We start from the raw sequence: 24,486 nt of genomic DNA, 5'->3' as shown, positions 1-24,486 counted from the left end.
TCGGGCCCGGGATCTCCCGGATGCCCGACGGCGCCGCGCACCCCGCCCAGGACGTACGACGACGGGGCGTCCCACCTTCGGGTGGGGCGCCCCGTCGTCGTTCTCCGGTCAGGACGAGGAGTCGCGTGCCCGCTGGGTGAACGTGCCCGCCGTGACGGCCGCGTAGGAGCGGCGCACGATCTCCTCCAGGACGTCGAGGTCGTTGGCCTGCAGGTCCTTGAGGTACACGCACACGAGTCCGGTGGTGTGCGGCCCGAGGCGCGCGAGCAGGTCCTCGTGGGCCCCCGTCCCGTCGGGCAGGTAGACCGTGGACGCGGCCTTGCGCGGGGAGAAGCCGGCCGCCCCCGCGTCGCCCTGGCGCCCGCTCGCGTACTCGTAGTGGTAGTGGCCGAACCCGATGATCGACGGACCCCACATCATGGGCGGTTCGCCCGTGACGCGCTCCATGAGCGCGACGAGCGTGTCCGCGTCGCGCCGCCGGACCGTGTGGGTCACGGTCGCGAGGAACGCGTCCACGTCGCCGTCGTGCGGGCGGGTCTTCGCTTCGGTAGCCATGCGAGCCAGTATCGCGCGGCGGGGGGGCCGCGTGCCCGGGACGGGCGCGGTCAGGCGGCGTCCTCGTCGTCCTGCTCCTGCTCGCCCGCGACGAGGAGGTCGATGTGGACCCCCAGGAGCGTGCCGTCGGCCGCGTACGAGCCGAGGACCGGGTACCACCCGTCTCCCCAGCCCGAGTGCGCGAGCACGAGGTTCTCCCCGGCCGTGGCGAGCGGCAGGACGATGTTCGCGCACCCCGCCCGCAGGTGCGCGGGATCGTCCATGCGCGCGAACCAGCTCGACTCCGTGCCGTCGTCGAACAGGTCCTCGTACCAGTCGCCCTCGGGCATCGAGGTCTTGACGGCCCGAGCGTCCGCGAACGCGACGGTGCCCGCGTCGACCCCGACGCCGTGGAGCCGCTCGTCGTCCTCACGGTCGTTCGCGTCGGCATCGGCAGCGCCCGAGGCGCCCTCGGGCACCATGCCCTCGACGCGCGAGACCTCGCCCTCGGCCAGGACGAGGCTCAGGTAGGCCTCGCGCAGGTGGCTGCCGTCCTGCGCGTCCGAGACGTCGGCCACCGTGACCCGCACCGGGTAGGTGCCTGCGGGGACGGTGACGACGAGCGACTCGCCCAGCGACACGAACGGGTCGCTCGCCTCGAGACGACCGCTGGGCAGGACCAGGTGCCCCAGGTCGTGGACCGTCTGGGCGTACGGCGTACCCTGGGGGCGACCGGAGGACAGGGCGAAGAACGAGTCGGTGCGTGTCATGCGGCCCACCCTAGGAGCCGCCACTCACAGAGCAGCGACGAGGTCGCGGACTCCTCGAGCGGCTCAGTCGTCGCCGAGCACCTGCGCGAGCGTGTGCGCGCCCAGGTCGGCGAACGCCGGGTCGTCGTCCGAGTGGGCCGCGAACGCGGTGCCGAGGACGAGCGCCCAGCCCCGCGCCCGGGCCCACGTCGCGTCGTCGGTCCCGCGACGGGCCGTGACAGCCTCGCGGAACGCGTGGCGTCCCACGGCGTCGAACGTGATCCAGGCGGTCGCGAGGTCCGTGGCGGGGTCCCCGCTGGTCATGTCCCCGAAGTCGACCACCGCCCCCAGGCGGTGGTCACCGGGGGTGAGCACCAGGTTCGCCGGGTGCAGGTCGCCGTGCAGCCACAGCGCCGGCCCGTCCCACGCGGGGACCTCGACGAGGCGTGACCACAGGTCGAGGAGCGCTCCGTCGTCGGGCACCTGGCCCGACGTGAGGCGCTCCCGGACCGACTCGTCACGCGCGGCCAGCGGGACGCCCCGGAACGGGTTCGCGGGCGCCTGGGGCGGCGCGGGGACGTGCAGGGCCACGAGGAACGCGGCGAGGTCGGGGGCGAACGCGCGGCGCAGCGCGGGGTCGACCGCGAGGGCGCTCAGCCCGTCGAACCACGGGACGACGCTCCACGACCAGGGGAAGGAGGGGCCCGCAGACCCGTCGGAGGGACGCCCGACCCGCACGGGAGCGGGGACCGGTACCGGGAGGTGCGGTGCGAGCACCGGGAGCCACTCCTGCTCGTGGCGCACGAGCGCGGCCGCGAGGTCGCGGCGCGGGACCCGCACCGCGACCTCGTCGCCCAGGCGCAGCACCACGTTGTCCCAGCCGTTCGCGACGACCTCCAGGGGCAGGCCGGCCAGGTCGGGGTGCTGTGCGGTGAGCAGGGCGCGCACGAGGTCGGCCGTGACGTCGACCTCCGCGGCGGGCCGCAACGCCACTAGACCGGCACCTCGACCGTGCGCGCCGCGTCCCACGGCTCGGCCCAGCCCAGCCGGTCCAGGAGCGCATCGAGGATCGCGCCCGTGAACCCCCACACGAGGTGCTCGCGCCCGTCCGCGGACACCAGGAAGGCGGGGCTCTTGTGCGTGCTGCGTCCCCGGCGCACGACGGCGGTGCGCCGGTTCGCGGGGTCCGTCAGGTCCGCGACGGGCACCCGGAAGACGTGCGCAGACTCGGCCGAGTCGACGACCGCGACCGGTGTGGGCCGAGCCCACCACCCGATCACGGGGGTCACGAGGTGGTTGCTCACGGGCAGGGGGAGCGGGGAGAGCGCGCCCAGGACCTCGACGCCGTCGCGGTTCAGCCCCGTCTCCTCGACGGCCTCGCGCAGGGCCGCGTCGACCAGGTCCGTGTCCGAGTCGTCGAGCCGTCCCCCGGGGAACGAGACCTGGCCCGGGTGGTGGCTGAGCGTCGAGGCGCGGGCGAGCAGCAGCACGTCGAGGTCGGCGGGCACGGGCGAGGCGGGAGCGTCGTCCGTCGCGTCCTGCCCGGACGTGCCACGAGCGGCCAGGACGTCGTCGAGCACCCCGAACAGGACCAGGACCGCGGCCTGCCGCACGCGCGACTCGTCGAGCGTGCCGATCGCGTAGCGCCACGGGCGGGGCCACGGCGAGCCGTCCTGGGCGAGGGCCACGAGCCCGGCGCGCGCCGAGCCCGCGGTCGGCGGGACGGTCACCAGCCCGCGGGCAGCGGGCGCCCCTCCTCGTACCCGGCCGCGGACTGGATGCCCACCACGGCCCGCTCGGCGAACTCGGTGAGCGAGGCCGCCCCCGCGTACGTGCACGAGCTGCGCAGGCCCGCGGTGATCTCGTCGATCAGGTCCTCGACGCCCGGGCGGACCGGGTCGAGGTACATGCGGGAGGACGAGATGCCCTCCTCGTACAGGCCCTTGCGCGCCTGCTCGAACGGGGACCCGCCCGCGCCACGGGCCGCGACCGCGCGGGCCGAGGCCATGCCGAACGACTCCTTGTAGAGGCGACCCGTGCCGTCGTCGTGCAGGTCGCCCGGGGACTCGTGCGTCCCGGCGAACCACGAGCCGATCATGACCTGGGACGCGCCCGCCGCGAGGGCGAGGGCGACGTCGCGCGGGTGGCGCACGCCGCCGTCGGCCCAGACGTGCTTGCCCAGCTCGCGGGCCGCGGCCGCGCACTCGAGGACAGCAGAGAACTGAGGACGGCCCACGGCCGTCATCATGCGCGTGGTGCACATGGCGCCCGGCCCCACGCCGACCTTGACGATGTCCGCGCCCGCGGCGACGAGGTCGCGCACGCCCTCGGCGGTCACGACGTTGCCCGCGACGATCGGGACCTGCGGGTCCAGGGACCGCACGGCCTCCAGGGCCTGGAGCATCTTGACCTGGTGACCGTGGGCCGTGTCGACCACGAGCACGTCCACGCCCGCGGCGAGGAGCTCTGCGGCCTTGGCCTTGACGTCGCCGTTGATGCCCACGGCCGCCGCGATGCGCAGGCGCCCCTGGGTGTCCAGGGCGGGGGAGTAGACGCTCGAGCGCAGCGCGCCGCGACGCGTCAGGACGCCCACGAGGCGCCCGTCGCGCACGACCGGGGCGACCTTGCGCCGCGAGCGGTGCAGCTCGTCGAACGCGGCCTGCAGACCGCCCGGACCCGACACGACCGACGCCTCGACCACCTGCGGCTGGGCCGACATGACCTGCTGGACCTGCGTGAAGCGGTCGACGCCCAGGCAGTCCGCCTCGGTCACGACCCCCACGGGGCGGTCGCCGTCGAGGACCACGGCCGCGCCGTGCGACCGCTTGCCGATCAGGGTCAGCGCGGTGTGCACGGTGTCGGTGGGGGAGACCACGACCGGGGTCTCGATGACCGGGTCCTTGCCCTTGACGTCGGCGACCACGTCCGCGACGACGTCGGTGGGCACGTCCTGCGGGATCACGACGATCCCGCCGCGCCGTGCGACGGTCTCGGCCATGCGGCGGCCCGCGACCGCCGTCATGTTGGCCACGACGAGCGGGATGGTGGTGCCCGTGCCGTCGTCGGACGCGAGGTCGACGTCGAAGCGCGAGGTGATCTCGGAGCGGGACGGGACGAGGAACACGTCGCCGTAGGTCAGGTCGGTGGTGGGCTGCTGGCCCGGCAGGAAGCGCACCCCAGCAGTCTACGGAGGCTGTCGAGAGAGCGAGCGCGGATCGGGTGCCCAGCGCGTGGAGAGGTCGTGATCCGGCCCTTCCGGGCGCGAGCACCCGCCCGGAGCGCCTAGAGTTGTCGGGCTAGTCGAATGGCAGGCGGAACGGAGCGGTTATGACCCTGTTGAGCAGCATCACGTCACCGGAGGACCTCCGGCGGCTGACCCCCCAGCAGGTGGAGACCCTCGCAGCGGAGATCCGCGAGTTCCTCGTCTCCGCCGTGTCCCGCACGGGCGGGCACCTCGGGCCGAACCTCGGCGTGGTCGAGCTGACGCTCGCGATGCACCGCGTCTTCGACTCGCCCAAGGACTCGTTCGTGTTCGACACGGGCCACCAGGCCTACGTGCACAAGCTGCTCACGGGCCGCCAGGACTTCTCCGCGCTGCGCAAGCGCGACGGCATGTCCGGGTACCCGAGCCGCGCCGAGTCCCCGCACGACATCGTCGAGAACTCGCACGCGTCGACCGCGCTGAGCTGGGGCGACGGGATCGCCAAGGCCAACGTCGTGCGCGGCCTGCGCGACCGGCACGTCGTCTCGGTCATCGGCGACGGCGCGCTCACGGGCGGCATGGCCTGGGAGGCGCTCAACAACATCGCCGAGAGCCAGGACCGGCGCCTGGTGATCGTCGTCAACGACAACGGCCGCTCCTACTCGCCGACCATCGGCGGCATGGCGCACCACCTGTCGACGCTGCGCACCACGCGCGGCTACGAGAACTTCCTCGACTGGGGCAAGCGCACGCTCTCACGCTCGGGCGCCCCCGGCCGGTTCGCGTACGAGTGGCTGCACGGGCTCAAGAAGGGCCTCAAGGACGTCGTCGCGCCCCAGGGCATGTTCGAGGACCTGGGCATCAAGTACGTGGGCCCGGTCGACGGCCACGACATCGAGGCGCTCGAGCACGCGTTCGTGCGGGCCCGCTCGTACGGGGCGCCCGTGATCGTGCACGTCATCACCGAGAAGGGTCGCGGGTACACCCCGGCCGAGCAGGACGTCGCCGACCGCTTCCACGCGGTGGGCCAGATCCACCCGGAGACCGGGCTGCCCGTCGCGCCCTCGCGCTTCGGCTGGACCTCGGTGTTCGCCGACGAGATCGTGAAGATCGGCCGACGCCGTACCGACGTCGTCGCGATCACCGCAGCCATGCTGCACCCCGTGGGCCTCGCACCCTTCGCCGAGGCGTTCCCCGAGCGCACGTTCGACGTGGGCATCGCTGAGCAGCACGCCGCGACGTCGGCCGCGGGCATGGCCTTCGCGGGCCTGCACCCGGTCGTCGCGGTCTACGCGACGTTCCTCAACCGTGCGTTCGACCAGGTCCTCATGGACGTGGCGCTGCACAAGGCGGGCGTGACGTTCGTGCTCGACCGTGCGGGGATCACGGGCGAGGACGGCGCGAGCCACAACGGCATGTGGGACATGGCCATGCTGCGCATCGTCCCGGGCCTGCACCTGGCGGCCCCGCGCGACGAGGCCACGCTGCGCGAGGCCCTGCGGCACGCGGTCGACATCGACGACGCGCCCTCGGTCGTGCGCTACCCCAAGGGCGCGGTCGTCGCGCCGATCCCCGCGATCGAGACGCTCGACGGCGTGGACGTGGTCGCCCGCCACGACGCGGTGCGGGCCAAGAAGACCAAGGCTGCGGCCGGGGCGACTCGCAAGGTCCTGCTCGTGGGCGTCGGCTCCATGACCGGTACCGCCATGGCCGCGGGCGAGGCGCTCGCGGCCCACGGCGTCGAGGTCACGGTCGCGTCCCCGACCTGGGTCCTGCCGCTGCCGTCGGCGCTCGTCAAGCTCGCGGGCGAGCACGACCTGGTGGTCACGATCGAGGACGGCATCGCCGACGGCGGCGTGGGCTCGCTCCTGGGCCAGCGCGCGGTCGAGGCCGGGATCACGGTCCCCGTGGTCCCGCTGGGCCTGCCCACGGTCTTCCTGGACCACATGACGATCGACCAGGTGAAGACGACGCACCGCCTGACGGCGCAGGACGTCACGCGGGACGCGCTCACGGCGCTCGCGCTGCTCTGACCCGGCGGCCCGCCGGACGCAGGACGGGGCACGGACCGCGCGGTCCGTGCCCCGTCCTGCGTCCTGGCTCGGCTCGACCCCGGGCGGAGCCGGGCCGAGCCGGGCCGAGCCCGGCAGCGCAGGGACTCAGGCGAGCGTCGCCTCGGCGGCCCGCTCGACCACCGTGCGCGGGTCGCCCGACGCGGCGAACCAGGCGCGCTGCCGCGCCGCGCCGCCGCCGGTCGACCACAGCCGCCCGAGGAGCTCGGTCACGGCGTCGAGGTCGCCCGCGTCGACGAGCGCCTCGCGCACGTGCGCGACGAGCTGCCCCACGACGTCGTGCGCGGTCGCAGGCTTCCAGGTGAGCGGCGAGACCAGGTCGCCGGAGATCCCCGACCGGCCCGCACGCCACGACGCCGTGCGCAGGAGCTCGGGATGGAGCATGGGCGCGGCCGCGCCCGCCGCGGCCTCGCGCGCGGCGGTCTCCACCAGCCCGCGGGCCAGGGCCGCGAGCAGGGTCGCGGTGTCGGCGTCGAGGCACACGTCCGCGACGCGGATCTCGACGGTCGGGTAGGACGCCGAGAGCCGGGCGTCGAAGTAGATCATCGCGGTGTCGAGGATGGTCCCGGTGCCGACCAGCGCGTCGACCGTGGCGCGGTACGCCTCGGGCGTGCCGAACGACGGGGCGGGGCCCGCCGTCGGCCACCTCGACCACACCTGGGAGCGGAAGCTCGCGTACCCGCTGTCCTCGCCCTGCCAGTAGGGCGAGTTGGCGCTCAGCGCGAGGAGCGGGGCGAGCCAGGGCCCGATCCGGTCGAGGACCGCGACGCCCTCGGTGTCCGAGGAGACCGCGACGTGGACGTGGCAGCCGCCCGTGAGCTGCTCGCGGGCCGTGAGGCCGAACGCGGCGCGCGCCTCGAGGTAGCGGAGCTTCCCGACGGTCGTCGGGGACACGGGCACGGGTGAGGTGCCGAGCGCGACGATGCGCGCGTCGCGCTGCTCGGCCGCCTTGTTGGCCCGGATGCGCCCGTCGCGGATCTCCTGGGCCAGCTCGGACAGGTCCGCGCAGGGGTGCGTGCCGGTCTCGAGCTGCTCCTCCATGAGCTCGAGCTCGAGGTCGCCCCCGGGGGCGTCGCCGGCCTGGTCCGGGCGCGAGCCGCCCGACGCCCCGAGCCCGGCCTCGGTGGGCCGGCTCGTGCCGGCTGCTTCGATGACCTCGGCCGCGACGGCGCTCGGGACGCCGTCCGGTCCGACGAGGAGGAACTCCTCCTCCACTCCCATGGTTCGCATCGAGGAAGTCTCACACGTGGCGGGGGCCGCTCGCACGCAGGGGGCCCGACGGCGGCGCGCGCCCCGGGCGAGAGGGCGGCGGTTCGGGGCGGGGGAGGTTGCGGGCGCCGACGCCGAGAATGGTCGGTGCGGAAATGCCGGGCCGTTGTTCGCTGCGTATCGTGGATGCTCCCGGCAAGGCGGGAGAAAAAAGCAACCCGGACGCATTCCGCAAGGGACTTTGGTCCCGAGTAGTCACTCGTCGAACGCCCAAGGAAGGGTCATGTGAAGACTGTCACAAGCGGGAATGCTCGGCCCTGCGGAGGTGTTCCAGTAGCCAGAAAGGTTGCAATCTCGCCGTTCTGCGGGGCGTGGCCCGGTGTCCGACGGTTCACCCTGTGAGCCAGGTGACAGCGTCTTGACCACCCCCGGACCCTCTCGGGGTCGTAGCCTGAAAGGGCGAAGGAGAACGGCAGGACGGCACGGATTTCCCGCGTCGACCAAGGTCTTTACCCCCGCCGCGCAGGCTGCGCGGCGTGGACGTCGAGGAGAGTGATATGACCAGCATTTCCGAGGCTCGCAGCACCACTGGCGGCCAGGACGACGCGACCGTCCCCGCTTGGGCCGGCTTCACCGCGGGTCCCTGGCAGGACACGGTCGACGTGCGCGACTTCATCCAGCGCAACTACACCCCGTACGAGGGTGACGACTCCTTCCTCGCCGGACCCACGGAGCGCACCACAGGCATCTGGGCCAAGCTCTCCGAGATGTTCCCCGCCGAGCGCGAGAAGGGCATCTACGACGTCGACCCCCACACGCCCGCGGGCATCACGGCCCACGCGCCCGGGTACATCGACAAGGACGCCGAGGTCATCGTCGGCCTCCAGACCGACGCCCCGCTCAAGCGCGCGATCATGCCGAACGGCGGATGGCGCATGGTCGAGGGCGCCCTGGAGACCTACGGCTACCCGGTCGACCAGGAGCTCAAGAAGGTCTTCAGCGAGTACCGCAAGACCCACAACCAGGGTGTCTTCGACGTCTACCCGCCCAACGTCCGCGCCGCACGCAGCTCGCACATCATCACGGGTCTGCCCGACGCCTACGGCCGTGGCCGCATCATCGGTGACTACCGCCGCGTCGCGCTCTACGGCGTCGACCAGCTCGTCGCCGCCAAGAAGCTCGACAAGCTGGACCTCGACACCCAGCCGTTCAGCGAGAAGGTCGTGCGCGAGCGCGAGGAGCACGCGGAGCAGATCCGTGCGCTCGGCGAGCTCAAGGCCATGGCCGCCTCGTACGGCTACGACATCTCGGGTCCGGCCACCAACGCCCGCGAGGCCGTGCAGTGGCTCTACTTCGGCTACCTCGCCGCGGTCAAGGAGCAGAACGGCGCCGCGATGTCGCTGGGCCGCACCTCGACCTTCCTCGACGTGTACCTCGAGCGCGACCTGGCGAACGGGGTCATCACCGAGGAGCAGGCGCAGGAGATCATCGACGACTTCGTCATCAAGCTGCGGATCGTGCGCTTCCTGCGCACCCCCGAGTACGACTCCCTGTTCTCGGGCGACCCGACGTGGGTCACCGAGACCATCGGTGGCATGGGCGACGACGGTCGGCCGCTCGTCACCAAGAACTCGTTCCGCTTCCTGCAGACGCTGTACAACCTGGGCCCGGCTCCCGAGCCCAACATGACCGTGTTCTGGAGCCCGCGCCTGCCGCAGGGGTTCAAGGACTTCTGCGCCAAGGTCTCGATCGACACCTCGGCCGTCCAGTACGAGTCGGACGAGCAGATCCGTCCGGCCTGGGGTGACGACGCCGCGATCGCGTGCTGCGTCTCGCCCATGGCGGTCGGCAAGCAGATGCAGTTCTTCGGTGCCCGCGTGAACCTGGCCAAGACCCTCCTCTACGCCATCAACGGTGGCAAGGACGAGGTCACGGGCAAGCAGGTCTCGCCGGTCGTGGCTCCCGTGCCCGAGGGTCAGCCCCTCGACTACGACGACGTCCGCGCCCGCTTCGACAAGACCATGGACTGGCTGGCCGAGACCTACGTCGAGGCGCTCAACTGCATCCACTGGTCGCACGACAAGTACGCGTACGAGCGGCTCGAGATGGCGCTCCACGACAAGGAGGTCCTGCGGACCATGGCCTGCGGCATCGCAGGTCTCGCGGTCGCGGCGGACTCCCTGTCGGCCATCAAGTACGCCAAGGTCACGCCCGTGTTCGACGAGCGAGGCATCGTCGTGGACTACGAGACCGAAGGCGAGTACCCGGCGTACGGCAACGACGACGACCGTGTCGACGCGATCGCGGTCGAGCTCGTCGAGTCGTTCATGGCGAAGATCCGCTCGCACAAGATGTACCGCGACGCGCTGCCGACGCAGTCGGTCCTGACCATCACGTCGAACGTCGTGTACGGCAAGGCCACGGGCAACACGCCCGACGGTCGTCGTGCGGGCGAGCCGTTCTCCCCGGGCGCCAACCCGATGAACGGCCGCGACACGCACGGCATGCTCGCCTCGGCCCTGTCCGTCGCGAAGCTGCCGTACAACGAGGCGCAGGACGGCATCTCGCTGACCAACACGGTCGTCCCGAGCGGCCTGGGCCGCACCCGGGAGGAGCAGGTCGCGAACCTCGCGGGTCTGCTCGACGCGTCGGTCGGTGGCGACGGCTACCACATGAACGTCAACGTGCTGGTGAAGGAGACTCTCGAGGACGCCATGGAGCACCCCGAGAACTACCCTCAGCTCACGATCCGTGTCTCCGGGTACGCCGTGAACTTCGTGCGGCTCACCCGCGAGCAGCAGCTCGACGTCCTCTCGCGGACCTTCCACGGCGCTCTCTGAGCGCAGATCGGCGGAACATCATGACGACTCTCTCGACGCCCGCAGCCGGCCAGGTGCCCGCGCGTGCCGCCGCCCGCTACGGGGTCGACGGGGTCGCCTCGGCTCCGCTGCCGTGGCGGACCTCCGGTGACGCCCTGGGCCACGACAGTGACCTGGACGCACCGGAGGCCCCCCGCCGCCGGACGGGGGCCGGGGTCTCCGGCCTCTCGACGGCCGAGGACCTCGACCGGCACGACAAGCTCGCGATGATGCGCTCGGGCGAGCTGGGCTCGGTCCACTCGTGGGAGCTCGTGACCGCGGTGGACGGGCCGGGCACGCGCCTGACGGTCTTCCTCAACGGGTGCCCGCTGCGGTGCCTGTACTGCCACAACCCCGACACGCTGCAGATGAAGGACGGCGAGCCGGTCACGGCCGACGAGCTGCTGGCGCGCGTCAAGCGGTACCTGCCGGTCTTCCGTGCCACCAAGGGCGGTCTGACGCTCTCGGGCGGCGAGGTGCTCATGCAGCCCGCGTTCGCCGCGCGCATCCTGGCGGGCGCCAAGGAGATGGGCGTGCACACCACGCTCGACACCTCGGGCTTCCTCGGGGCGAACCTGAGCGACGAGATGCTCGCGAACACCGACCTGGTGCTCCTGGACGTCAAGTCGGGCGACCCCGCGACCTACGAGAAGGTCACGGGCCGTGCGCTCGAGCCCACCCTGACGTTCGGGCGACGGCTCGCCGAGTCGGGCCTGCCCGGCGGGGTCACGGCCGAGCACCCGGTCGAGGTCTGGATCCGCTACGTGCTGGTCCCGGGCCTGACCGACCAGGCCGAGCACGTCGACGTCGTCGCGGACTACGCGGCCTCGCTCAACGAGATCCGGCCCGGCACGGTCACGCGCGTCGAGGTCCTGCCCTTCCACCAGATGGGCCGGGACAAGTGGGAGACGCTCGGGCGCGAGTACGAGCTCACCGACACCCCTGCCCCGGACGTCGAGCTGGTCGACCGCGTGCGCGACCAGTTCCGGGCGAAGGGCCTCACGGTCTACTGACCTGGCGCCCGACCCCCCGACGTGGGCTGCGGCCCTGGATCCTGTGATCCGGGGCCGCTTCTCATGCCCTGGTGAGCGCCGAGGTCAGCCACGGTCCCAGCACGGGCAGCACGGCGTCCGGCTGCATGGCACGGGTGTGGTCGAGCCCGTCGAGCAGCTCCACGTCCCAGCCCGCAGCGCGCAGCTCGGCGGCGTGCGCTGCGAGCGCGCCACCGATGCTCACGTGCACCCCGCCCCACCTCTCGCCGTACTCGATCTCGTCGGCCGTCCCCGCGAACACGAGGCGCGGGCACGTCACGCGGTCCAGCGCGCCTCGGTCGTCGAAGGTGTCGAGGGCCTCGTAGAGCGTCACGAACTGGCGCGTCTGCTCCTCGCCGAGCGTCATGTCGAAGCTCTCCCAGTCGAAGTCCTCGGGGTCCGCCGCCGCGTCGCCCCCGGCGCCGGGGGAGGCGTCCGTCGACTGCGCGCGCTCCTCCTGCCCGACGGCGTCGCTCGTCTCGAGCGGCGCCGTCGGGCCGTCCGTGGGCGCGGTAGGCGTCGCCGCGGGGGACGCTGACGTCATGCCGTGCGTCGCGCGCGTGACGGCGAGCATGCCCGCGTACGGGCCCTCGAGCGGCGGGAAGCCGCCCATGGCCAGAGCGGTCAGGCGATCCGTGCGCAGCGCGAGCTGGAGGCCGCTCAGGGCGAGCCACGAGTAGCCGTAGTACGCGAAGGTCTCGGCGCCCGCGGCGTCGGCGATCGCGAGCAGGTCGGCCGTGACGTTCTCCGGGGTCAGCGTGCCCGCCGCCGGGTGGGACATGCGGTGGCCCTCGTAGTCGGCGGCGACCACGCGGAACGTGGGGGACAGGGCGTCGATCAGCGTCCGCCCGAGCGCAGGGTCGACGCCCCACGTCCGGAGCTCGTCCGCCGAGGGCCCCGTGGCCGGGACGGGGTTGACCGGGAGCAGGACCGCCGGGCCGGTGCCGGTGACCTCGACCGTGAGGGTGCTGCCGTCGTGGAGGGTTGCGGTGGCCTCGCGGGACGTGGAGGTGGGTGTGCTCGGTTCGAGCGGCATGGCGAGGTCCTTCCGACGCTGCGCGAGGTGGACGTCCACGCTATCGCGGACGCCGGGCCGCCGGCCCGAAATGCCTGGATCCCAGGCGGCAGATGGTCGAGGATCGGGGGACACCCGTCGACCCCGAGGAGAACCCGTGCCTGCTGTCCCCGCCGCCCCGTCCAGCGCTGAGCCGTCGACCCCCGCCGCGCGACTCGTGCGCAGCCCCCGCCTGTCCGACGTCGCCGAGTACGCCTACGCCGCGGTCGTCCCGTCGGGCGTGCGGCTCGTCTACGCCGCAGGCGCGTGCCCGCTCGACGACGACGGCGCGACCGTGGGGGTCGGTGACGTCCGGGCACAGGCCGCCCGGTCCATGGCGAACCTGCGGATCTCGCTCGAGGACGCGGGCGCGACCTTCGCGGACCTCGTCAAGACGACCGTGTACGTCGCCTCGACCTCCCAGGACGACCTCGTGGCCGCGTGGGAGGTCGTGCGCGACGCGCTCGCCCCGCACGACCCGCCGAGCACGCTGCTCGGCGTCGCTGCGCTCGGCTACGACGACCAGCTCGTCGAGGTCGAGGCCGTCGCGGCGGTCCGCTGACCTGCTGGCCCGGGCGCCCGGGCATACCGTGGGGAGCATGAACCACCCACCGCAGGCGCCCCTGACCCCGCTGACCGAGGACTGGACGCGGGCGCTCGCGGTCGTCGCCCATCCCGACGACATGGAGTTCGGGGCAGCCGCCGCGGTCGCGCGCTGGACCGGGCAGGGCAAGACCGTGGTCTACACCATGGTCACGAGCGGCGAGGCCGGGATCGACGGGCTGGCCCACGACGAGGCGCGCGTGGTGCGCGAGGCCGAGCAGGTGGCGTCGGCCGCGATCGTCGGCGTCGACGAGGTCGAGTTCCTGGGCCTGCCCGACGGCGTGCTCGAGTACGGTCTGCCGCTGCGGTCGGCCGTCGCGGCGGCGGTCCGGCGGCACCGCCCCGAGGTCGTGATCACGGGCAACTACCGCGAGACCTTCCCGGGCGGGATGCTCAACCAGGCCGACCACATCGCGACCGGTCGCGCCGTCGTCGACGCCGTGCGAGACGCCGGGAACCGGTGGGTCTTCCACGACCAGGTCGAGGCGGGCCTGGAGCCGTGGGGAGGCGTGCGGCAGGTCTGGGTCGCCGGATCGCCCGACGCGGCCCACGGCGTGGACGTGACCGGGACGTTCGACGCGGGCGTCGCCTCGCTCCGGGCGCACGCCGCGTACATCGCCGGCCTCGGGTGGGAGCACTTCGACCCGGCCGAGTTCCTCGCGACCATGAGCCGGGCGGGCGGGGCCCGCATGGGCGTCGAGCACGCCACGGCGTTCGAGGTGCTGAAGATGGGCTGGGACGACTAGCGCCGCACCGTGCCCCGCCGGGTCGCGCGTTCGACAGGAGCGCCGCGATCATCTGCCCTACCGTGTGTGAGGGGTACCCGCCCCGAGCCGGTCACGGGAAGGGCAGTGCGATGAGCGACGCTGCGAAGGTTGGTGGGCAGGTCGGTGCCAGGACGGGCGGGGTGCTCGCGGCCACGTGCATCTCGACCCTGGTGGTGAACGCGAACACGTCGGCCGTCAGCATCCTGCTCCCGGCGATCTCCGAGGACACCGGGACGTCCGTCACCACGCTGCAGTGGGCCGTGACCGGATACTCGCTGGTGGGTGCGGCGGTCATCGTCACGTCGGGCTCGTTGGGCGACGTGTTCGGCCGTCGGAGGGTCTTCCAGCTGGGGCTGCTGCTGTTCGTCGCGTCCTGCGTGATGATCGCGCTCGCCGGTTCCGGGGGCATGGTCATCGCCGGTCGCGTGATCCAGGGAGCGGCCGGGGCGACCATCCTGGCCTGCGGGCTCAGCCTCCTCTCGGTCGCGAACTCGGGAGACGCCCAGCTCCGGGCCGTCTCCTTGTGGGGCGCGGCGGCTGCCGTGGGCGCGGCGGCCGGTCCGCTGGTCGGCGGCGTGCTCGTCGACGTGACCGGATGGCAGGGGCTGTTCTGGATCGACGCCGGGATCGCGGTGCTCTGCATGGTCCTCACGGCGCTGACGGTCGCCGAGTCGAGGGACCCGGACCGGCCGAGGACGATCGACTACGCGGGCACGGTGCTCATCGCGCTGACGCTGACCCCGCTCATCCTGGGTGTGACCAAGAGCGGCGACTGGGGCTGGTTCTCGGTGGCCACGCTGGGGTGCTTCGCGATCTCTGTCGGGGCGGCCGTCGCGTTCGTCGTCGTCGAGGGGCGGGTGGCCGTCCCGCTCGTTGACCTCGCGCTGCTGCACAACCGCGTGCTCGTGGGTTCGACCATCGCGATCCTCATCGGGGCGGGCACGATCAACGGCCTGATGTACCTCCTGAGCCTGTACTTCCAGGACCCGGCCACCTTGGGCTTCAGCCCGCTCCAGGCGGGGCTCGCGACGCTCCCGGCGACCGTGGGGCTCGTGGTGATCGCCCCGCTCGTGCCGCGGCTCGCGGCGAAGATCGGCGGACGGCAGACGATCGGGCTCGGGTTCGCTCTGACCACGGCCGGCTTCGTGCTCGTGGGCTTCGTCGACGCGTCGTGGCTCTACCCCGCATTCCTGCTGCCGTTGGTCGCGATCGCGGTCGGCATGGGCCTGTCCAACGGCCCTGCGTCGGCAGCGGCCACGGCAGCGGTGCCCGAGAACCAGGTGGGAGGAGCGTCCGGGATCTCCAACATGGCCCGGTACGTCGGCGCAGCGGTCGCGACGGCGCTGGCAGCCACCATCTACGGCAACGTGATCGCGTCCCGGACCGCTGCGGGGGCCGTGCAGGGTGACGCCCTGGCCTCGGGGTTGGCGGCCGCCGCATGGATGATGGCGATCTTCAGCTTCCTCGGCGTGCTCATGGCGGTCGTGATCGGTCGCCACCGCGCGGCGAAGGGGACGCTCGACGACGCCGCCGCGGCGGCCGCGGCGGTCTCCTTCACGTTGCCCACCTCGGCGACCGCAGGACAAACCGGGTCGGACCGGGACTGAACGGTCGTGCCGGCTCCTCGTCGGCGACTGCGGTTCACGCGATGTGAATGAGGTGTGAAGGGTTCCCCCGGCTGCACACTCGAACAAAGGCCTGACCGATGGAGTCGACGGAGGCAGTCATGACCACGTACGCCCCCCTTCAGGAAGCGCGATGAGCGCCGCGGACGTCCCCGCGGACGTACCCGTCGACGGTGCGGCGGCGGTCCCGGCCGCCCGAGCCCGCGCGACGAACACCCAGTGGATCTCGTGGGTCGCGCTGGCGATGATGACGACCAGCTCGGTCGCCAGCCTCCGCGCGGCGCCGACGATGGCCGTCTACGGCCTGGCCTGCGTGTTCCTCTACCTTCTGCCCGCGGTCGTCTTCCTGCTGCCGACCTCGCTGGTCTCCGCCGAGCTCGCCTCGGGCTGGACCGGTGGTATCTACAAGTGGGTCTCCGAGGGCATCTCCAAGCCGATGGGCTTCCTCGCGGTGTGGTGCCAGTTCGCGATGACGATCTTCTACTACCCGAGCCTGCTCGGGTTCGTCGCGAGCACGCTCGCCTACGTCATCAACCCCGCCCTCGCGAGCAGCGGGGTGTGGACGGCCGCGGTGATCATCGTCGTGTACTGGTCCGGCGTCTGGGTCTCCTCGCGCGGCACCAAGGGGGTTGCCGGTCTCGCGAGCGGCGGGCTCATCATCGGGACCCTGATCCCGGGGGTCGTCCTGGTGACCCTCGGTGTCGTCTTCCTCGGTCAGGGGAACGAGTCCGCGGCGCCCATGACCGCCGACAACCTGCTGCCGGCCTGGGCGGGGCTCTCGAGCCTCGTCCTCATCGTCAACAACTTCCTGTCCTACTCCGGGATGGAGATGAACGCGGTCCACGTGTCGTCGCTGAAGAACCCCGGGAAGCAGTTCCCGAAGTCGATGTTCCTCGCGATGGGCATGGTGCTCGCGATCTTCATCCTTCCCGCGCTGGCGATCAGCTGGATCGTGCCGGCCGAGGAGCTCTCGCTCACGGCCGGCGTGATGCAGGCCTTCGACGCGGTGTTCGCGAACTTCGGGTGGCAGTGGCTGACCCCGATCGTCGGGATCATGCTGGTCACGGCGTCGCTCGGTGGCATGCTCACCTGGCTGGCCGGTCCCTCCAAGGGCCTGCTGCTCATCTCCCGACAAGAGGGGTACCTCCCACCGTTCCTGCAGCGGCTCAACAAGAACGGTGTCCAGCAGAACATCCTGGTGGTCCAGGGGATCGTGACCACCGTGATCGGCCTCGCCTATGCGTTGATCCCCGACGTCTCGAGCGCCTACTGGATCTTCTCGGTCATCACGACGCAGGTGTACCTGATCATGTACCTGCTGATGTTCGTGGCCGCGATCAAGCTGCGTCGCAAGCAGCCCGACCACCCGCGAGGGTTCCGGGCCCCGATGCTCGTCAGCATGTGCGGAGTCGGCTTCGCGGCCTCCCTGGCGGCCCTGCTGGTGGGGTTCATCCCGCCGTCGCAGTTCTCCTCCGGTAGCCCGCTGGTCTACTTCCTCATCGTGGGTGGCGGGGCCCTGGGCCTGGGCCTGTTCGTGCCGTTCCTGTTCTACCGGTTCCGCAAGCCGTCCTGGAAGCAGGCCGAGTCGACGGAGGTGGCCTCGTGAGTACACCGGCGGAGAACCAGCCGCGACACGAACGTCGGTGGATCTACATCGGCGCGTGCGTGATCCTCGTCGCCATGGGCGTGTGGGCTGTCCTCGCGTTCAGCGTCGTCCGGGAGACGGCACGGGCGCAGGACAAGGCCGACGAGCTGATCGCCGCGCTCGAGGACGCCGGCGCACGCACCCCCGACAAGGACCAGATCGTGCGCGTCCTCGGCGAGGACGGCGGCGCGACCTGCGCGAACCCGAACGAGGCGCTCAGCCGGGCGACGCTGCTCGCGCAGCTGGCCAACGGGGCCACCGGTCCCGGGGCCAGGCCGGTCATCGCCGACAGCCGCGTGGTCCAGGGGCAGCTGCTCATCATCGAGATCTACTGCCCCGAGGAGCTGGACGAGTTCCAGGCGTTCGTCGACGACCTCAAGACCGACGCGGTGACAGGGACCTGACCGTCAGACGTCGTTGCTGCCCTCGCCCCACGGCGCGTCGGCCGGCGCGTCCTGCACGTCGTGGTCCAGCACCACGCCGTCCACGAGCCCTCTGGCCACCGTCGCCCCGGCGGCGGCTGCCACGACCGGCTCCCCGCCCAGCCAGCGCGCCTGCTCGGCCGCGACGATCGTCTGCGCGAGCCGGGCCTCCGACACGTCGACCGCGCCGGGCAGCGCGTCGGCCAGGACGCTGCGTCGCGCGTAGGCGTCGAACAGCCGGGCCTTGGTCCCGAGGATCTCGACCATGCGCTCGTCGACCGTGTCGGCGACCAGGAGCCGGTGGACCTGCACGGTGCGCACCTGACCCATGCGGTGGGCGCGTGCGACGGCCTGGGCCTCGGTCGTGGGCTTGACCTGCGGCTCGCACAGGATGACGACGGACGCCGCCTGGAGATTGACGCCGACCCCGCCCACGTCGATCTGGCTCACGAGCGCCCGGGGCGCGGGCGAGGCCGTGAAGTCGTCGAGGATCGTCTGGCGGGCGCTCGCCCCCACGGACCCCGTGAGCGGTCCGGCGGCGAGGTCGCCCAGCGCGCGCACCACGAGGTCGACGACGTCGCGGAAGTACGTGAACACGACGACCTTGCGGCCGTTCCCCGTGGCCTCCTCGACGAGCTCGACGAGCCGGCGCACCTTGGCCGAGTCCTCGGGGTGGTCGACGGCGTACGCGGCCCGGCGCATGGCCATGAAGCTGCCCTCGCGCACCGCGTCGCGGTAGGCGGCGCCGTCGGCCGGACCGAACGACTCCCACTCCTCGACCTGCAGCAGCTCGGGCAGCTCCTCGAGCACGTCCTCCTGGCTGCGCCGGAGGTAGACGGGGGCCACGGCGAGCCGGAACCGCTCGGCCCCCGCGGCCCCGTGCGCGGCGCTGACCTGCTCGGCGACGTCGGGCTGGAGGTAGGCCACGAGGCGTCGGAACTCCTCGACGCGGTTCTCCATGACGGTGCCGGTCAGGAACAGCACGTGCTCCGTGCGTCCCGCCCAGGCGGCCACGGCCTGCGACCTCTTGGCCTCGGGGTTCTTGACGTAGTGCGCCTCGTCGACCACGAGCATCGCGGGCGTGGGCAGGTCGAGCGGCAGGAGCCCGACCTGCTCGAACGTCGTCACGGCCACACCTCCCTCGCGCGCCCACTGCGCGGCCTCCTCGGCACGCTCGGGGCCGTGGACGTCGAGCGAGCGCAGCGTGGAGTGCCGCCCGACCTCGCGCACCCAGCTCGTCATGACGCTCGCGGGGCACACCACGAGGAAGTGCGTCGCGCCGCCCGCGGCGAGGTGCGCCATCGCGGCGATGGCCTGCACGGTCTTGCCGAGGCCCATCTCGTCGCCCAGGATCGTGCGTCGCTGGGCGAGGGCGTAGCGCGCCCCGAACACCTGGTACCCGCGCAGGGACGCGGTCAGGAGGGACTGGTCGAGCGGCTGCTCGTTCACGCGGGCCAGGAGCTCGGGCGGCAGGTGGCCCTCGGTGGCCTCGAGGTCGCGCCCGATGTCCACGACGTCGTCGAGCAGCGCGTAGTACGTCGCCGAACGTGCCCGGAAGTCCGTCCACGCCTCGAAGGCGTCGACGGGCTCGGCCTGGAGGGCGCCGACGCGCCCTGCGGCCGCGACGGCCCCGGACTGCTCGGCGTCCCGGGTGAGCCGCGCAAGGTCGCGCACGGCGTCCGCCGCCCGACGGCGCCGCGCGGGCAGCGAGAAGAAGGACCGGACCGCGCGGGTCGCCTCCTGGGCCGCGGCCCGGTGCTCCGTGTGCCCCTCGAGGAAGGTGACGATCACCTGCCGGTGCCGCGTCGCTCCCGTGCGCGCTGCGTCGAGCCCCGCAAGGGCTTGGACGAGGCCGGTCGTGAACGGGTCGCCGGGGGCGTCGTCGATCCGGAACCGCAGGGTCTCCTGGACGGCCTGCGCGATCTGCGCCGCGGCCGCGAGGCAGTGCGTCGCGGTCTGCGGCCCGATCCCGGGCAGCCGTTCGAGCCCGGCGGGTCCCGCGCGCAGCACGGCTCCGACGGTCGTGATGCCGCCGTCGACCAGGCGACCGACGCGCAGCCGCTCACCGCTGACCTCGCGCAGCCGCTCGACCCCGATCGCCGAGAGCTCGCCCAGGACCTTGTCCTCCTGGCTGGAACCGAACGCGGTGCGCACGTGCTCGCGGAACCGGGCCGGCGCCCCGGCGAGACCCGAGAGCAGCGCCGCGACCTCGTCGGCGAGCGCGACGACCTCCCGTGCCTGCTCGGGCGTCGGGCGGGGAGCGTCGGGCGCGGTCATCGGGCGGAGCTCCTGGGGACGTCGGCGGGGGAGAAGGGACTCTCGTGAGGATCGGCGGTCGCTGCGCCACGGTTCGAGGGCCCCGTGACGCTATCATCGGCGCTCCAGGAGGGTGGGGATGTCGAGCGGTCGCGGACGAGGCCTTAGAGATCGCAGAGTTGGATGCTGTCTGTTCTCCATTTAGTCGGCACGTCTCGCAATGCGCTGGGCGCGCCACTGCGGCCCACTGGAAGGTGTCCGAGTGTGTCGGATCCCGATCAACCAGACGAGCGACACTCCGCTTTCGCGCGTGGGCGGTCGCGAATCCCCGTGACGCGATTCGCCTCATGGCCAAGCAAGCGCTACTACGAGGGCTTGCGGTGGTCGTCGACCAACCATGGGCACGTAAATTTTGAGAGCCTGCTCGAGTCTGACTTCCTGGCTGCGGCTGACTGCTCCCCCGAGATCGTGAAGATCTTGTCCCAGCTCTTCGCGCTACTATCGCGACGCGACGAACTACCTGCGCCAGCGCGGTCGAGCGTTACGAAGCGACATGGGTCCCGAAGCCGCCGCGCCAATAGGTCAGGGGTGATCCCTGCCCTGGCTCGGATGCCTCCACGTTCACAAGGATCAGGCTATGGTCTCCGGCTGGGATGATCTGGGAGACCGAACCTGCTATCCACGCGTGGGTATGAGGGAGGCGTGGCGCGCCAGAACTGAGCTCCCACTCGACTCCCGCGAACTTGTCCTCGTTCTTGGTGGCGAAGTGGCGGGCAAGCGGGTCCTGCGTGGCTGCGAGCACGTTCAGCCCGATCGTGCTGCCGAGCTCCAGGACGGCGAGCAGTCGTGAGCCTGCGTCCAGGGAGACCAGTGCCATCGGTGGACGCATCGAGAGCGACATGAACGCACTGACGGTGGTGCCATGCGACACCCCTTCATGTACGGTCGTGACGACTGAGACCGGAGTGGCGACCTGGGTCATGGCGGCCTTGAAGTCGTGCTCCGAGACCGGCAGTGCCCCGCAACACGTGGACCACACCCCACGAATGTGTGGTGGACCGCTGGTGTGCGCGATTGCGCACGTCGCAGTCACCGCTGACTCCCCAACTGGAGGACTCGCGCTTCCAGCGTGGTGTCGTCCTGTCTTTCAAACGGGGGTCTCGAGTCCCCATCGATCGGTGCGTCGTGCACATTCGCGTGCCTCACTGGCCCTCCTGACCTGAGCTGTCGTCCTGAGGAGAACTACGCTAAACGTTCTCAGGCATGTGAAGGTCAAGTCCGCTCGCGCGGAGCGCCCAGCGATGCGGAACGGCGCGACACTCGGACCGTTCCGCATCGCCGGGACGTGGTGACGTCAGCTCTTCGTCACCACGACTGGTGCCGTACCAGCGATGTCGGCGACAGAGGATCCAGCGTGCAGCTTGAACTCACCGGGTTCGTACGCCCATGCTCCGTCCCAGTGCGCAAATGCGCGGGCCGGGACCTTGATCTCGACGGAAACCGACGATCCGGCGTCGAGGCGCACGGTCTCGAAACCGACCAACCACCGCACGGGTCGGTCGATCGAGGTCTCCTCGCGAGAGGCGTAGACCTGCACGACGTTCTTTCCCGTCCGGACCCCTGTGTTCGTGACGGTCGCCGATACCGTGACCGTCCCTCCCTCGGAGACGGTCGGAGAGGCTGCGACGTCGTCGATGGTCCAGGTCGTGTAGCCGAGTCCGAATCCGAAGGCGTAGGCCGGAGTCACATCAGCCTTCAGCCAGGCGCGGTACCCGATGTGGATGCCCTCGTCGTAGGAGACCTTTCCGTCAACTGGTGTGACGTTGATGACCGGCACGTCACCTTCGGCGATCGGCCACGTCGTCGGCAGGCGTCCGCCGGGTTCGCGAAGGCCGGTGAGCACATCGCCGAGCGCGTTGCCGTACTCCTGACCTCCGAACCACGTCAGCAGCACGGCCGACACCTCGTCCCGCCACGGTAGTTCGACCGGTGAGCCCGCGTTGACGATGACCACGGTGTTCGGATTCGCGGCAGCCACCGCACGCACCAGCGCGTCCTGGTGACCAGGGAGTGCCAACGTGGTGCGGTCAAAGCCTTCGGACTCGACGCGGGCGTTGGTTCCCACGACCACGATCGCGACATCTGCGCCGGTGGCTGTCTCGACTGCCGCCTGGATGAGGGCTTGGGGGGCTCCCCCGTCCGCTTCGGTTCCAAACTGGTAGGCGAGAGCGCCAGCAAGGGCGCTGTCTGCGCTGAACGTGTGCTGGATCCGGATGTGCATCGGTTCGCCGGCGCGTGCGTGGACAGGGACCGAGACGGTCGGTGGATTTGTGAACGCGGCACCGAGCGCATCGCCGACGCTCGGGACGTCCTCGTCCAGGACGAGTTCGCCGTTGACCCACAGACGACTGACTCCTGCGGAACCGACCCCGACTCGAGTGTCCTCCGTCACCTGGGGAGTCCACGTCGTCTCGAGCTCCAGCGTGTCTGAGTTGCTGATCGGCGCATCCCCACCAAACCACACGAGCACGGTTGCCCTGCGGTCCTCGACGAACAGCTCTTCGCTTCCGCGGAGGAATCGTGCCCGGACTCCTGGTTGACCCGTTGCCGGGTTCGTGATTGCGGACAGGGGGAACTCTGCGATGCCCTCCTGCACGACGGCGCCGATCGCGTAGTCGACCGTCGCGTCCGGGAATGCCGCACGGATACCTTCGATCGGGTTGACGACGCGCTCGGGGATCACCGTCGCGGAGCCACCACCCTGGGTGCGGGCCTGGTCGGCGTTGTGGCCGACGATGGCGATCCGTGAGACGCCCTTCGGCTGGATCGGCAGCACGCCTGTGTTGCGGACGAGGACAATCCCTTCTGCCTCGGCCTCGCGCACAAATGCCACGCCGTCCTCGACGTTGACCGGGGTTGCGGCGACGGCGTCGAATCCTTCTAGCGCGCCCACCCGCGCAGCCAGGTGCAGGATGCGATGGACCTTGCGGTCGATCGCCGCCTCGGAGACCTCTCCGCTCTGGACCGCGGCGAGCAGCGCGGGGCCCCACGCGCCGTCCGGGCCGGGCATCGCGACGTCCTGTGACGCCTTGGCCGAGTTGATGGATCGGACGCCGGTCCAGTCGGAGACGACGATGCCGTCAAAGCCCCACTCAGAGTTCAGCGGTGTCTCGAGGAGATCACTCTCCGATGCGGTGACTCCGTTGATCGAGTTGTACGACGACATCACCGCCCATGCGTGCGACTCGGTCACCGCCTTCTCGAAGGCCAGCAGGTAGAGCTCACGGAGCGCCCGTTCGGACACCTCGGTCGACGCGGTGAACCGGTCGGTCTCGTAGTCGTTGGCGACGTAGTGCTTCGGTGTCGCGGCGACCCCGTTGTGCTGCACGCCGTCGACGTACGCCGCCGCGAGGTCGGCTGTGAGGACCGGGTCTTCGCTGAACGCCTCGAAGTGACGTCCTCCGAGCGGGGAACGCTGCAGGTTGACGGTCGGGCCGAGCACGACGTCGACCCCCTTGCGGCGAGCTTCGACAGCGGCAACGGCACCGTATCGGTAGGCGATCGCTCGATCCCAGGACGCCGACAGCGCCGTCGCGGACGGCAGGTTGAGTGACGGGTCACGCTCGTCCCACACCTCGCCGCGGACCCCCGACGGCCCGTCGGACATGAGCATGCGTCGCAGCCCGATCTTCTCGATCGGCCAGGTCGTCCAGAAGTCCCGGCCAGTGAGCAGCTGGACCTTCTCCGACAGGTCGAGCTTCGCTACGAGTTCCTGTACGCGGTCGGTGATCATTTCACGTCCTCGTTATGGGTCCTGCAATAGACTTACTGGATGCAGGGCGTGTGATGGTGCCCATGGGTTCATAGGACTTCTAGGGGCCCAGGGGCTAGGTCGCCCCGGGCGGCGGGAGAGACGACCGCTGGCGAAGTAGACATACCTACGATCGCAGACATCGTCCGCGGAGGCCGGTGCTCGGGCCTTGGCTCTCGAGCGAATCGGCCGCATGTCAACGGCAGCACTCAAGGAAGCGGGAATGATGCAGATCGGCGAACTAGCGCGCCGCACAGGGGTCGCGACCAGGCTGCTTCGGTACTACCAGGAGCAGGACCTGCTTCATCCCGAGCGCCTTCCCAACGGCTATCGAGACTTTGACGACGGTAGCGTACAACGAGTTCTGCAGATCCGATCGCTCCTTGAGGCGGGCCTTAGCACCACCGCGATCCAGCGACTGCTGCCGTGCTTCACCGGGCAAGGAGCCGACCTTCGCGCCATGACAGATCCCGAGATGGCAGCCAACCTGCATGCCGAACTCGTCGCGCTCGAAGAGCGTATCGCGGCACTCGTCGACCAAGCAGAGGCGATTCGTCGCTACCTCGCGCAAGCGGCGTCGACCACTGCTGCATGAGTCCATTTGACCTTCACATGAGTGTGAAGGTTTAGCCTGCTCGATGTCCGAAC

Annotated in this window: 19 protein-coding genes; 9 read left to right on the top strand and 10 right to left on the bottom strand. The window is 71.3% G+C overall.

The window, feature by feature from the left end:
- Nucleotides 1-108: 108 nt before the first annotated feature.
- From ACIPWA_RS10235 to guaB1, 5 genes are all read right to left on the bottom strand, one after another.
- Nucleotides 109-555, bottom strand: a complete 447-nt coding sequence (locus tag ACIPWA_RS10235; protein WP_400289931.1) for a DUF1801 domain-containing protein — start codon at nucleotides 553-555, stop codon at nucleotides 109-111.
- A gap of 50 nt (nucleotides 556-605) precedes the next feature.
- On the bottom strand, nucleotides 606-1,304 hold the full coding sequence (locus ACIPWA_RS10230; protein WP_400289927.1) for a DUF4241 domain-containing protein: 699 nt from the start codon (nucleotides 1,302-1,304) through the stop codon (nucleotides 606-608).
- A gap of 63 nt (nucleotides 1,305-1,367) precedes the next feature.
- On the bottom strand, nucleotides 1,368-2,276 hold the full coding sequence (locus ACIPWA_RS10225; RefSeq protein ID WP_400289924.1) for an aminoglycoside phosphotransferase family protein: 909 nt from the start codon (nucleotides 2,274-2,276) through the stop codon (nucleotides 1,368-1,370).
- On the bottom strand, nucleotides 2,276-3,016 hold the full coding sequence (locus ACIPWA_RS10220; RefSeq protein WP_400290729.1) for an NUDIX hydrolase: 741 nt from the start codon (nucleotides 3,014-3,016) through the stop codon (nucleotides 2,276-2,278). Before ACIPWA_RS10220 ends, ACIPWA_RS10225 begins: the two co-directional genes overlap by 1 nt.
- The gene (gene guaB1, locus ACIPWA_RS10215; RefSeq protein WP_400289921.1) at nucleotides 3,010-4,458 is read right to left on the bottom strand and encodes a GMP reductase; all 1,449 of its coding nucleotides are present in this window, start codon (nucleotides 4,456-4,458) and stop codon (nucleotides 3,010-3,012) included. Before guaB1 ends, ACIPWA_RS10220 begins: the two co-directional genes overlap by 7 nt.
- 152 nt (nucleotides 4,459-4,610) lie before the next feature.
- On the opposite strand from guaB1, the gene dxs reads away from it, so the two are divergent.
- Entirely contained in the window at nucleotides 4,611-6,518 is a 1,908-nt protein-coding gene (gene dxs / locus ACIPWA_RS10210) for a 1-deoxy-D-xylulose-5-phosphate synthase (protein WP_400289919.1), read from the top strand.
- Nucleotides 6,519-6,644: 126 nt separating this feature from the next.
- On the opposite strand, the gene ACIPWA_RS10205 is transcribed toward dxs, so the two are convergent.
- The gene (locus ACIPWA_RS10205; RefSeq protein WP_400290728.1) at nucleotides 6,645-7,778 is read right to left on the bottom strand and encodes a carboxylate-amine ligase; all 1,134 of its coding nucleotides are present in this window, start codon (nucleotides 7,776-7,778) and stop codon (nucleotides 6,645-6,647) included.
- A 545-nt stretch (nucleotides 7,779-8,323) separates the two neighbouring features.
- Here ACIPWA_RS10205 and pflB point away from each other — a divergent pair.
- Both pflB and pflA read left to right on the top strand, forming a co-directional pair.
- A complete protein-coding gene (pflB, locus tag ACIPWA_RS10200) occupies nucleotides 8,324-10,606 on the top strand; it encodes a formate C-acetyltransferase (RefSeq protein ID WP_068706831.1) in 2,283 nt (760 codons plus the stop codon).
- Nucleotides 10,607-10,626: 20 nt separating this feature from the next.
- Nucleotides 10,627-11,637 (top strand): pyruvate formate-lyase-activating protein, encoded by a 1,011-nt coding sequence (gene pflA / locus ACIPWA_RS10195; protein ID WP_082618414.1) that lies wholly within the window; start codon nucleotides 10,627-10,629, stop codon nucleotides 11,635-11,637.
- 61 nt (nucleotides 11,638-11,698) lie between these two features.
- On the opposite strand, the gene ACIPWA_RS10190 is transcribed toward pflA, so the two are convergent.
- The gene (locus tag ACIPWA_RS10190) at nucleotides 11,699-12,691 is read right to left on the bottom strand and encodes an alpha/beta fold hydrolase (protein WP_400289916.1); all 993 of its coding nucleotides are present in this window, start codon (nucleotides 12,689-12,691) and stop codon (nucleotides 11,699-11,701) included.
- Nucleotides 12,692-12,827: 136 nt separating this feature from the next.
- Between ACIPWA_RS10190 and ACIPWA_RS10185 the strand changes: the two genes are divergently transcribed.
- The 5 genes from ACIPWA_RS10185 to ACIPWA_RS10165 all read left to right on the top strand — a co-directional run bounded on the left by ACIPWA_RS10185 (nucleotide 12,828) and on the right by ACIPWA_RS10165 (nucleotide 17,753).
- Nucleotides 12,828-13,271 carry a RidA family protein gene (locus ACIPWA_RS10185; protein WP_056650119.1) on the top strand — a complete coding sequence of 148 codons (444 nt, stop codon included), beginning with the start codon at nucleotides 12,828-12,830 and terminating at the stop codon, nucleotides 13,269-13,271.
- 37 nt (nucleotides 13,272-13,308) lie between these two features.
- Nucleotides 13,309-14,058: a PIG-L deacetylase family protein gene (locus tag ACIPWA_RS10180; RefSeq protein ID WP_400289912.1), complete on the top strand. Its 750-nt coding sequence runs from the start codon at nucleotides 13,309-13,311 to the stop codon at nucleotides 14,056-14,058.
- 110 nt (nucleotides 14,059-14,168) lie between these two features.
- Nucleotides 14,169-15,686, top strand: a complete 1,518-nt coding sequence (locus ACIPWA_RS10175; protein WP_056763573.1) for an MFS transporter — start codon at nucleotides 14,169-14,171, stop codon at nucleotides 15,684-15,686.
- 151 nt (nucleotides 15,687-15,837) lie between these two features.
- Nucleotides 15,838-17,310, top strand: a complete 1,473-nt coding sequence (locus ACIPWA_RS10170) for a glutamate/gamma-aminobutyrate antiporter GadC (protein WP_056650110.1) — start codon at nucleotides 15,838-15,840, stop codon at nucleotides 17,308-17,310.
- The gene (locus ACIPWA_RS10165; protein ID WP_400289908.1) at nucleotides 17,307-17,753 is read left to right on the top strand and encodes a hypothetical protein; all 447 of its coding nucleotides are present in this window, start codon (nucleotides 17,307-17,309) and stop codon (nucleotides 17,751-17,753) included. Before ACIPWA_RS10170 ends, ACIPWA_RS10165 begins: the two co-directional genes overlap by 4 nt.
- Nucleotides 17,754-17,756: 3 nt before the next feature.
- Here the strand turns inward: ACIPWA_RS10165 and ACIPWA_RS10160 are convergent, their stop codons facing one another.
- The 3 genes from ACIPWA_RS10160 to ACIPWA_RS10150 form a co-directional block, all read right to left on the bottom strand.
- The gene (locus ACIPWA_RS10160; protein WP_400289905.1) at nucleotides 17,757-20,048 is read right to left on the bottom strand and encodes a DEAD/DEAH box helicase; all 2,292 of its coding nucleotides are present in this window, start codon (nucleotides 20,046-20,048) and stop codon (nucleotides 17,757-17,759) included.
- A gap of 520 nt (nucleotides 20,049-20,568) precedes the next feature.
- Nucleotides 20,569-21,009, bottom strand: a complete 441-nt coding sequence (locus ACIPWA_RS10155) for a flavin reductase family protein (RefSeq protein ID WP_400289901.1) — start codon at nucleotides 21,007-21,009, stop codon at nucleotides 20,569-20,571.
- A gap of 372 nt (nucleotides 21,010-21,381) precedes the next feature.
- On the bottom strand, nucleotides 21,382-23,820 hold the full coding sequence (locus ACIPWA_RS10150; RefSeq protein WP_400289899.1) for a beta-glucosidase family protein: 2,439 nt from the start codon (nucleotides 23,818-23,820) through the stop codon (nucleotides 21,382-21,384).
- A gap of 241 nt (nucleotides 23,821-24,061) precedes the next feature.
- Here ACIPWA_RS10150 and ACIPWA_RS10145 point away from each other — a divergent pair, with 241 nt between their 5' ends.
- Nucleotides 24,062-24,433, top strand: a complete 372-nt coding sequence (locus ACIPWA_RS10145) for a MerR family transcriptional regulator (protein WP_400289897.1) — start codon at nucleotides 24,062-24,064, stop codon at nucleotides 24,431-24,433.
- Nucleotides 24,434-24,486: the final 53 nt, after the last annotated feature.

Source organism: Oerskovia enterophila (genome assembly GCF_044748475.1).
In the GTDB taxonomy this organism is placed as follows: Bacteria; Actinomycetota; Actinomycetes; order Actinomycetales; family Cellulomonadaceae; genus Oerskovia; species Oerskovia enterophila.
This window is presented reverse-complemented; position numbering and strand designations above follow the sequence as displayed.

Excerpts from the sequence above, each read along its gene's own strand:
- ACIPWA_RS10230 (WP_400289927.1), bottom strand. The coding sequence starts at position 1,304 with ATGACACGCACCGACTCGTTCTTCGCCCTGTCCTCCGGTCGCCCCCAG.
- ACIPWA_RS10235 (WP_400289931.1), bottom strand. The coding sequence starts at position 555 with ATGGCTACCGAAGCGAAGACCCGCCCGCACGACGGCGACGTGGACGCG.
- ACIPWA_RS10150 (WP_400289899.1), bottom strand. The coding sequence starts at position 23,820 with ATGATCACCGACCGCGTACAGGAACTCGTAGCGAAGCTCGACCTGTCG.
- ACIPWA_RS10155 (WP_400289901.1), bottom strand. The coding sequence starts at position 21,009 with ATGACCCAGGTCGCCACTCCGGTCTCAGTCGTCACGACCGTACATGAA.
- ACIPWA_RS10160 (WP_400289905.1), bottom strand. The coding sequence starts at position 20,048 with ATGACCGCGCCCGACGCTCCCCGCCCGACGCCCGAGCAGGCACGGGAG.
- pflA (WP_082618414.1), top strand. The coding sequence starts at position 10,627 with ATGACGACTCTCTCGACGCCCGCAGCCGGCCAGGTGCCCGCGCGTGCC.
- pflB (WP_068706831.1), top strand. The coding sequence starts at position 8,324 with ATGACCAGCATTTCCGAGGCTCGCAGCACCACTGGCGGCCAGGACGAC.
- ACIPWA_RS10190 (WP_400289916.1), bottom strand. The coding sequence starts at position 12,691 with ATGCCGCTCGAACCGAGCACACCCACCTCCACGTCCCGCGAGGCCACC.
- ACIPWA_RS10175 (WP_056763573.1), top strand. The coding sequence starts at position 14,169 with ATGAGCGACGCTGCGAAGGTTGGTGGGCAGGTCGGTGCCAGGACGGGC.
- ACIPWA_RS10145 (WP_400289897.1), top strand. The coding sequence starts at position 24,062 with ATGATGCAGATCGGCGAACTAGCGCGCCGCACAGGGGTCGCGACCAGG.
- ACIPWA_RS10205 (WP_400290728.1), bottom strand. The coding sequence starts at position 7,778 with ATGGGAGTGGAGGAGGAGTTCCTCCTCGTCGGACCGGACGGCGTCCCG.
- ACIPWA_RS10170 (WP_056650110.1), top strand. The coding sequence starts at position 15,838 with ATGAGCGCCGCGGACGTCCCCGCGGACGTACCCGTCGACGGTGCGGCG.
- ACIPWA_RS10180 (WP_400289912.1), top strand. The coding sequence starts at position 13,309 with ATGAACCACCCACCGCAGGCGCCCCTGACCCCGCTGACCGAGGACTGG.
- dxs (WP_400289919.1), top strand. The coding sequence starts at position 4,611 with ATGACCCTGTTGAGCAGCATCACGTCACCGGAGGACCTCCGGCGGCTG.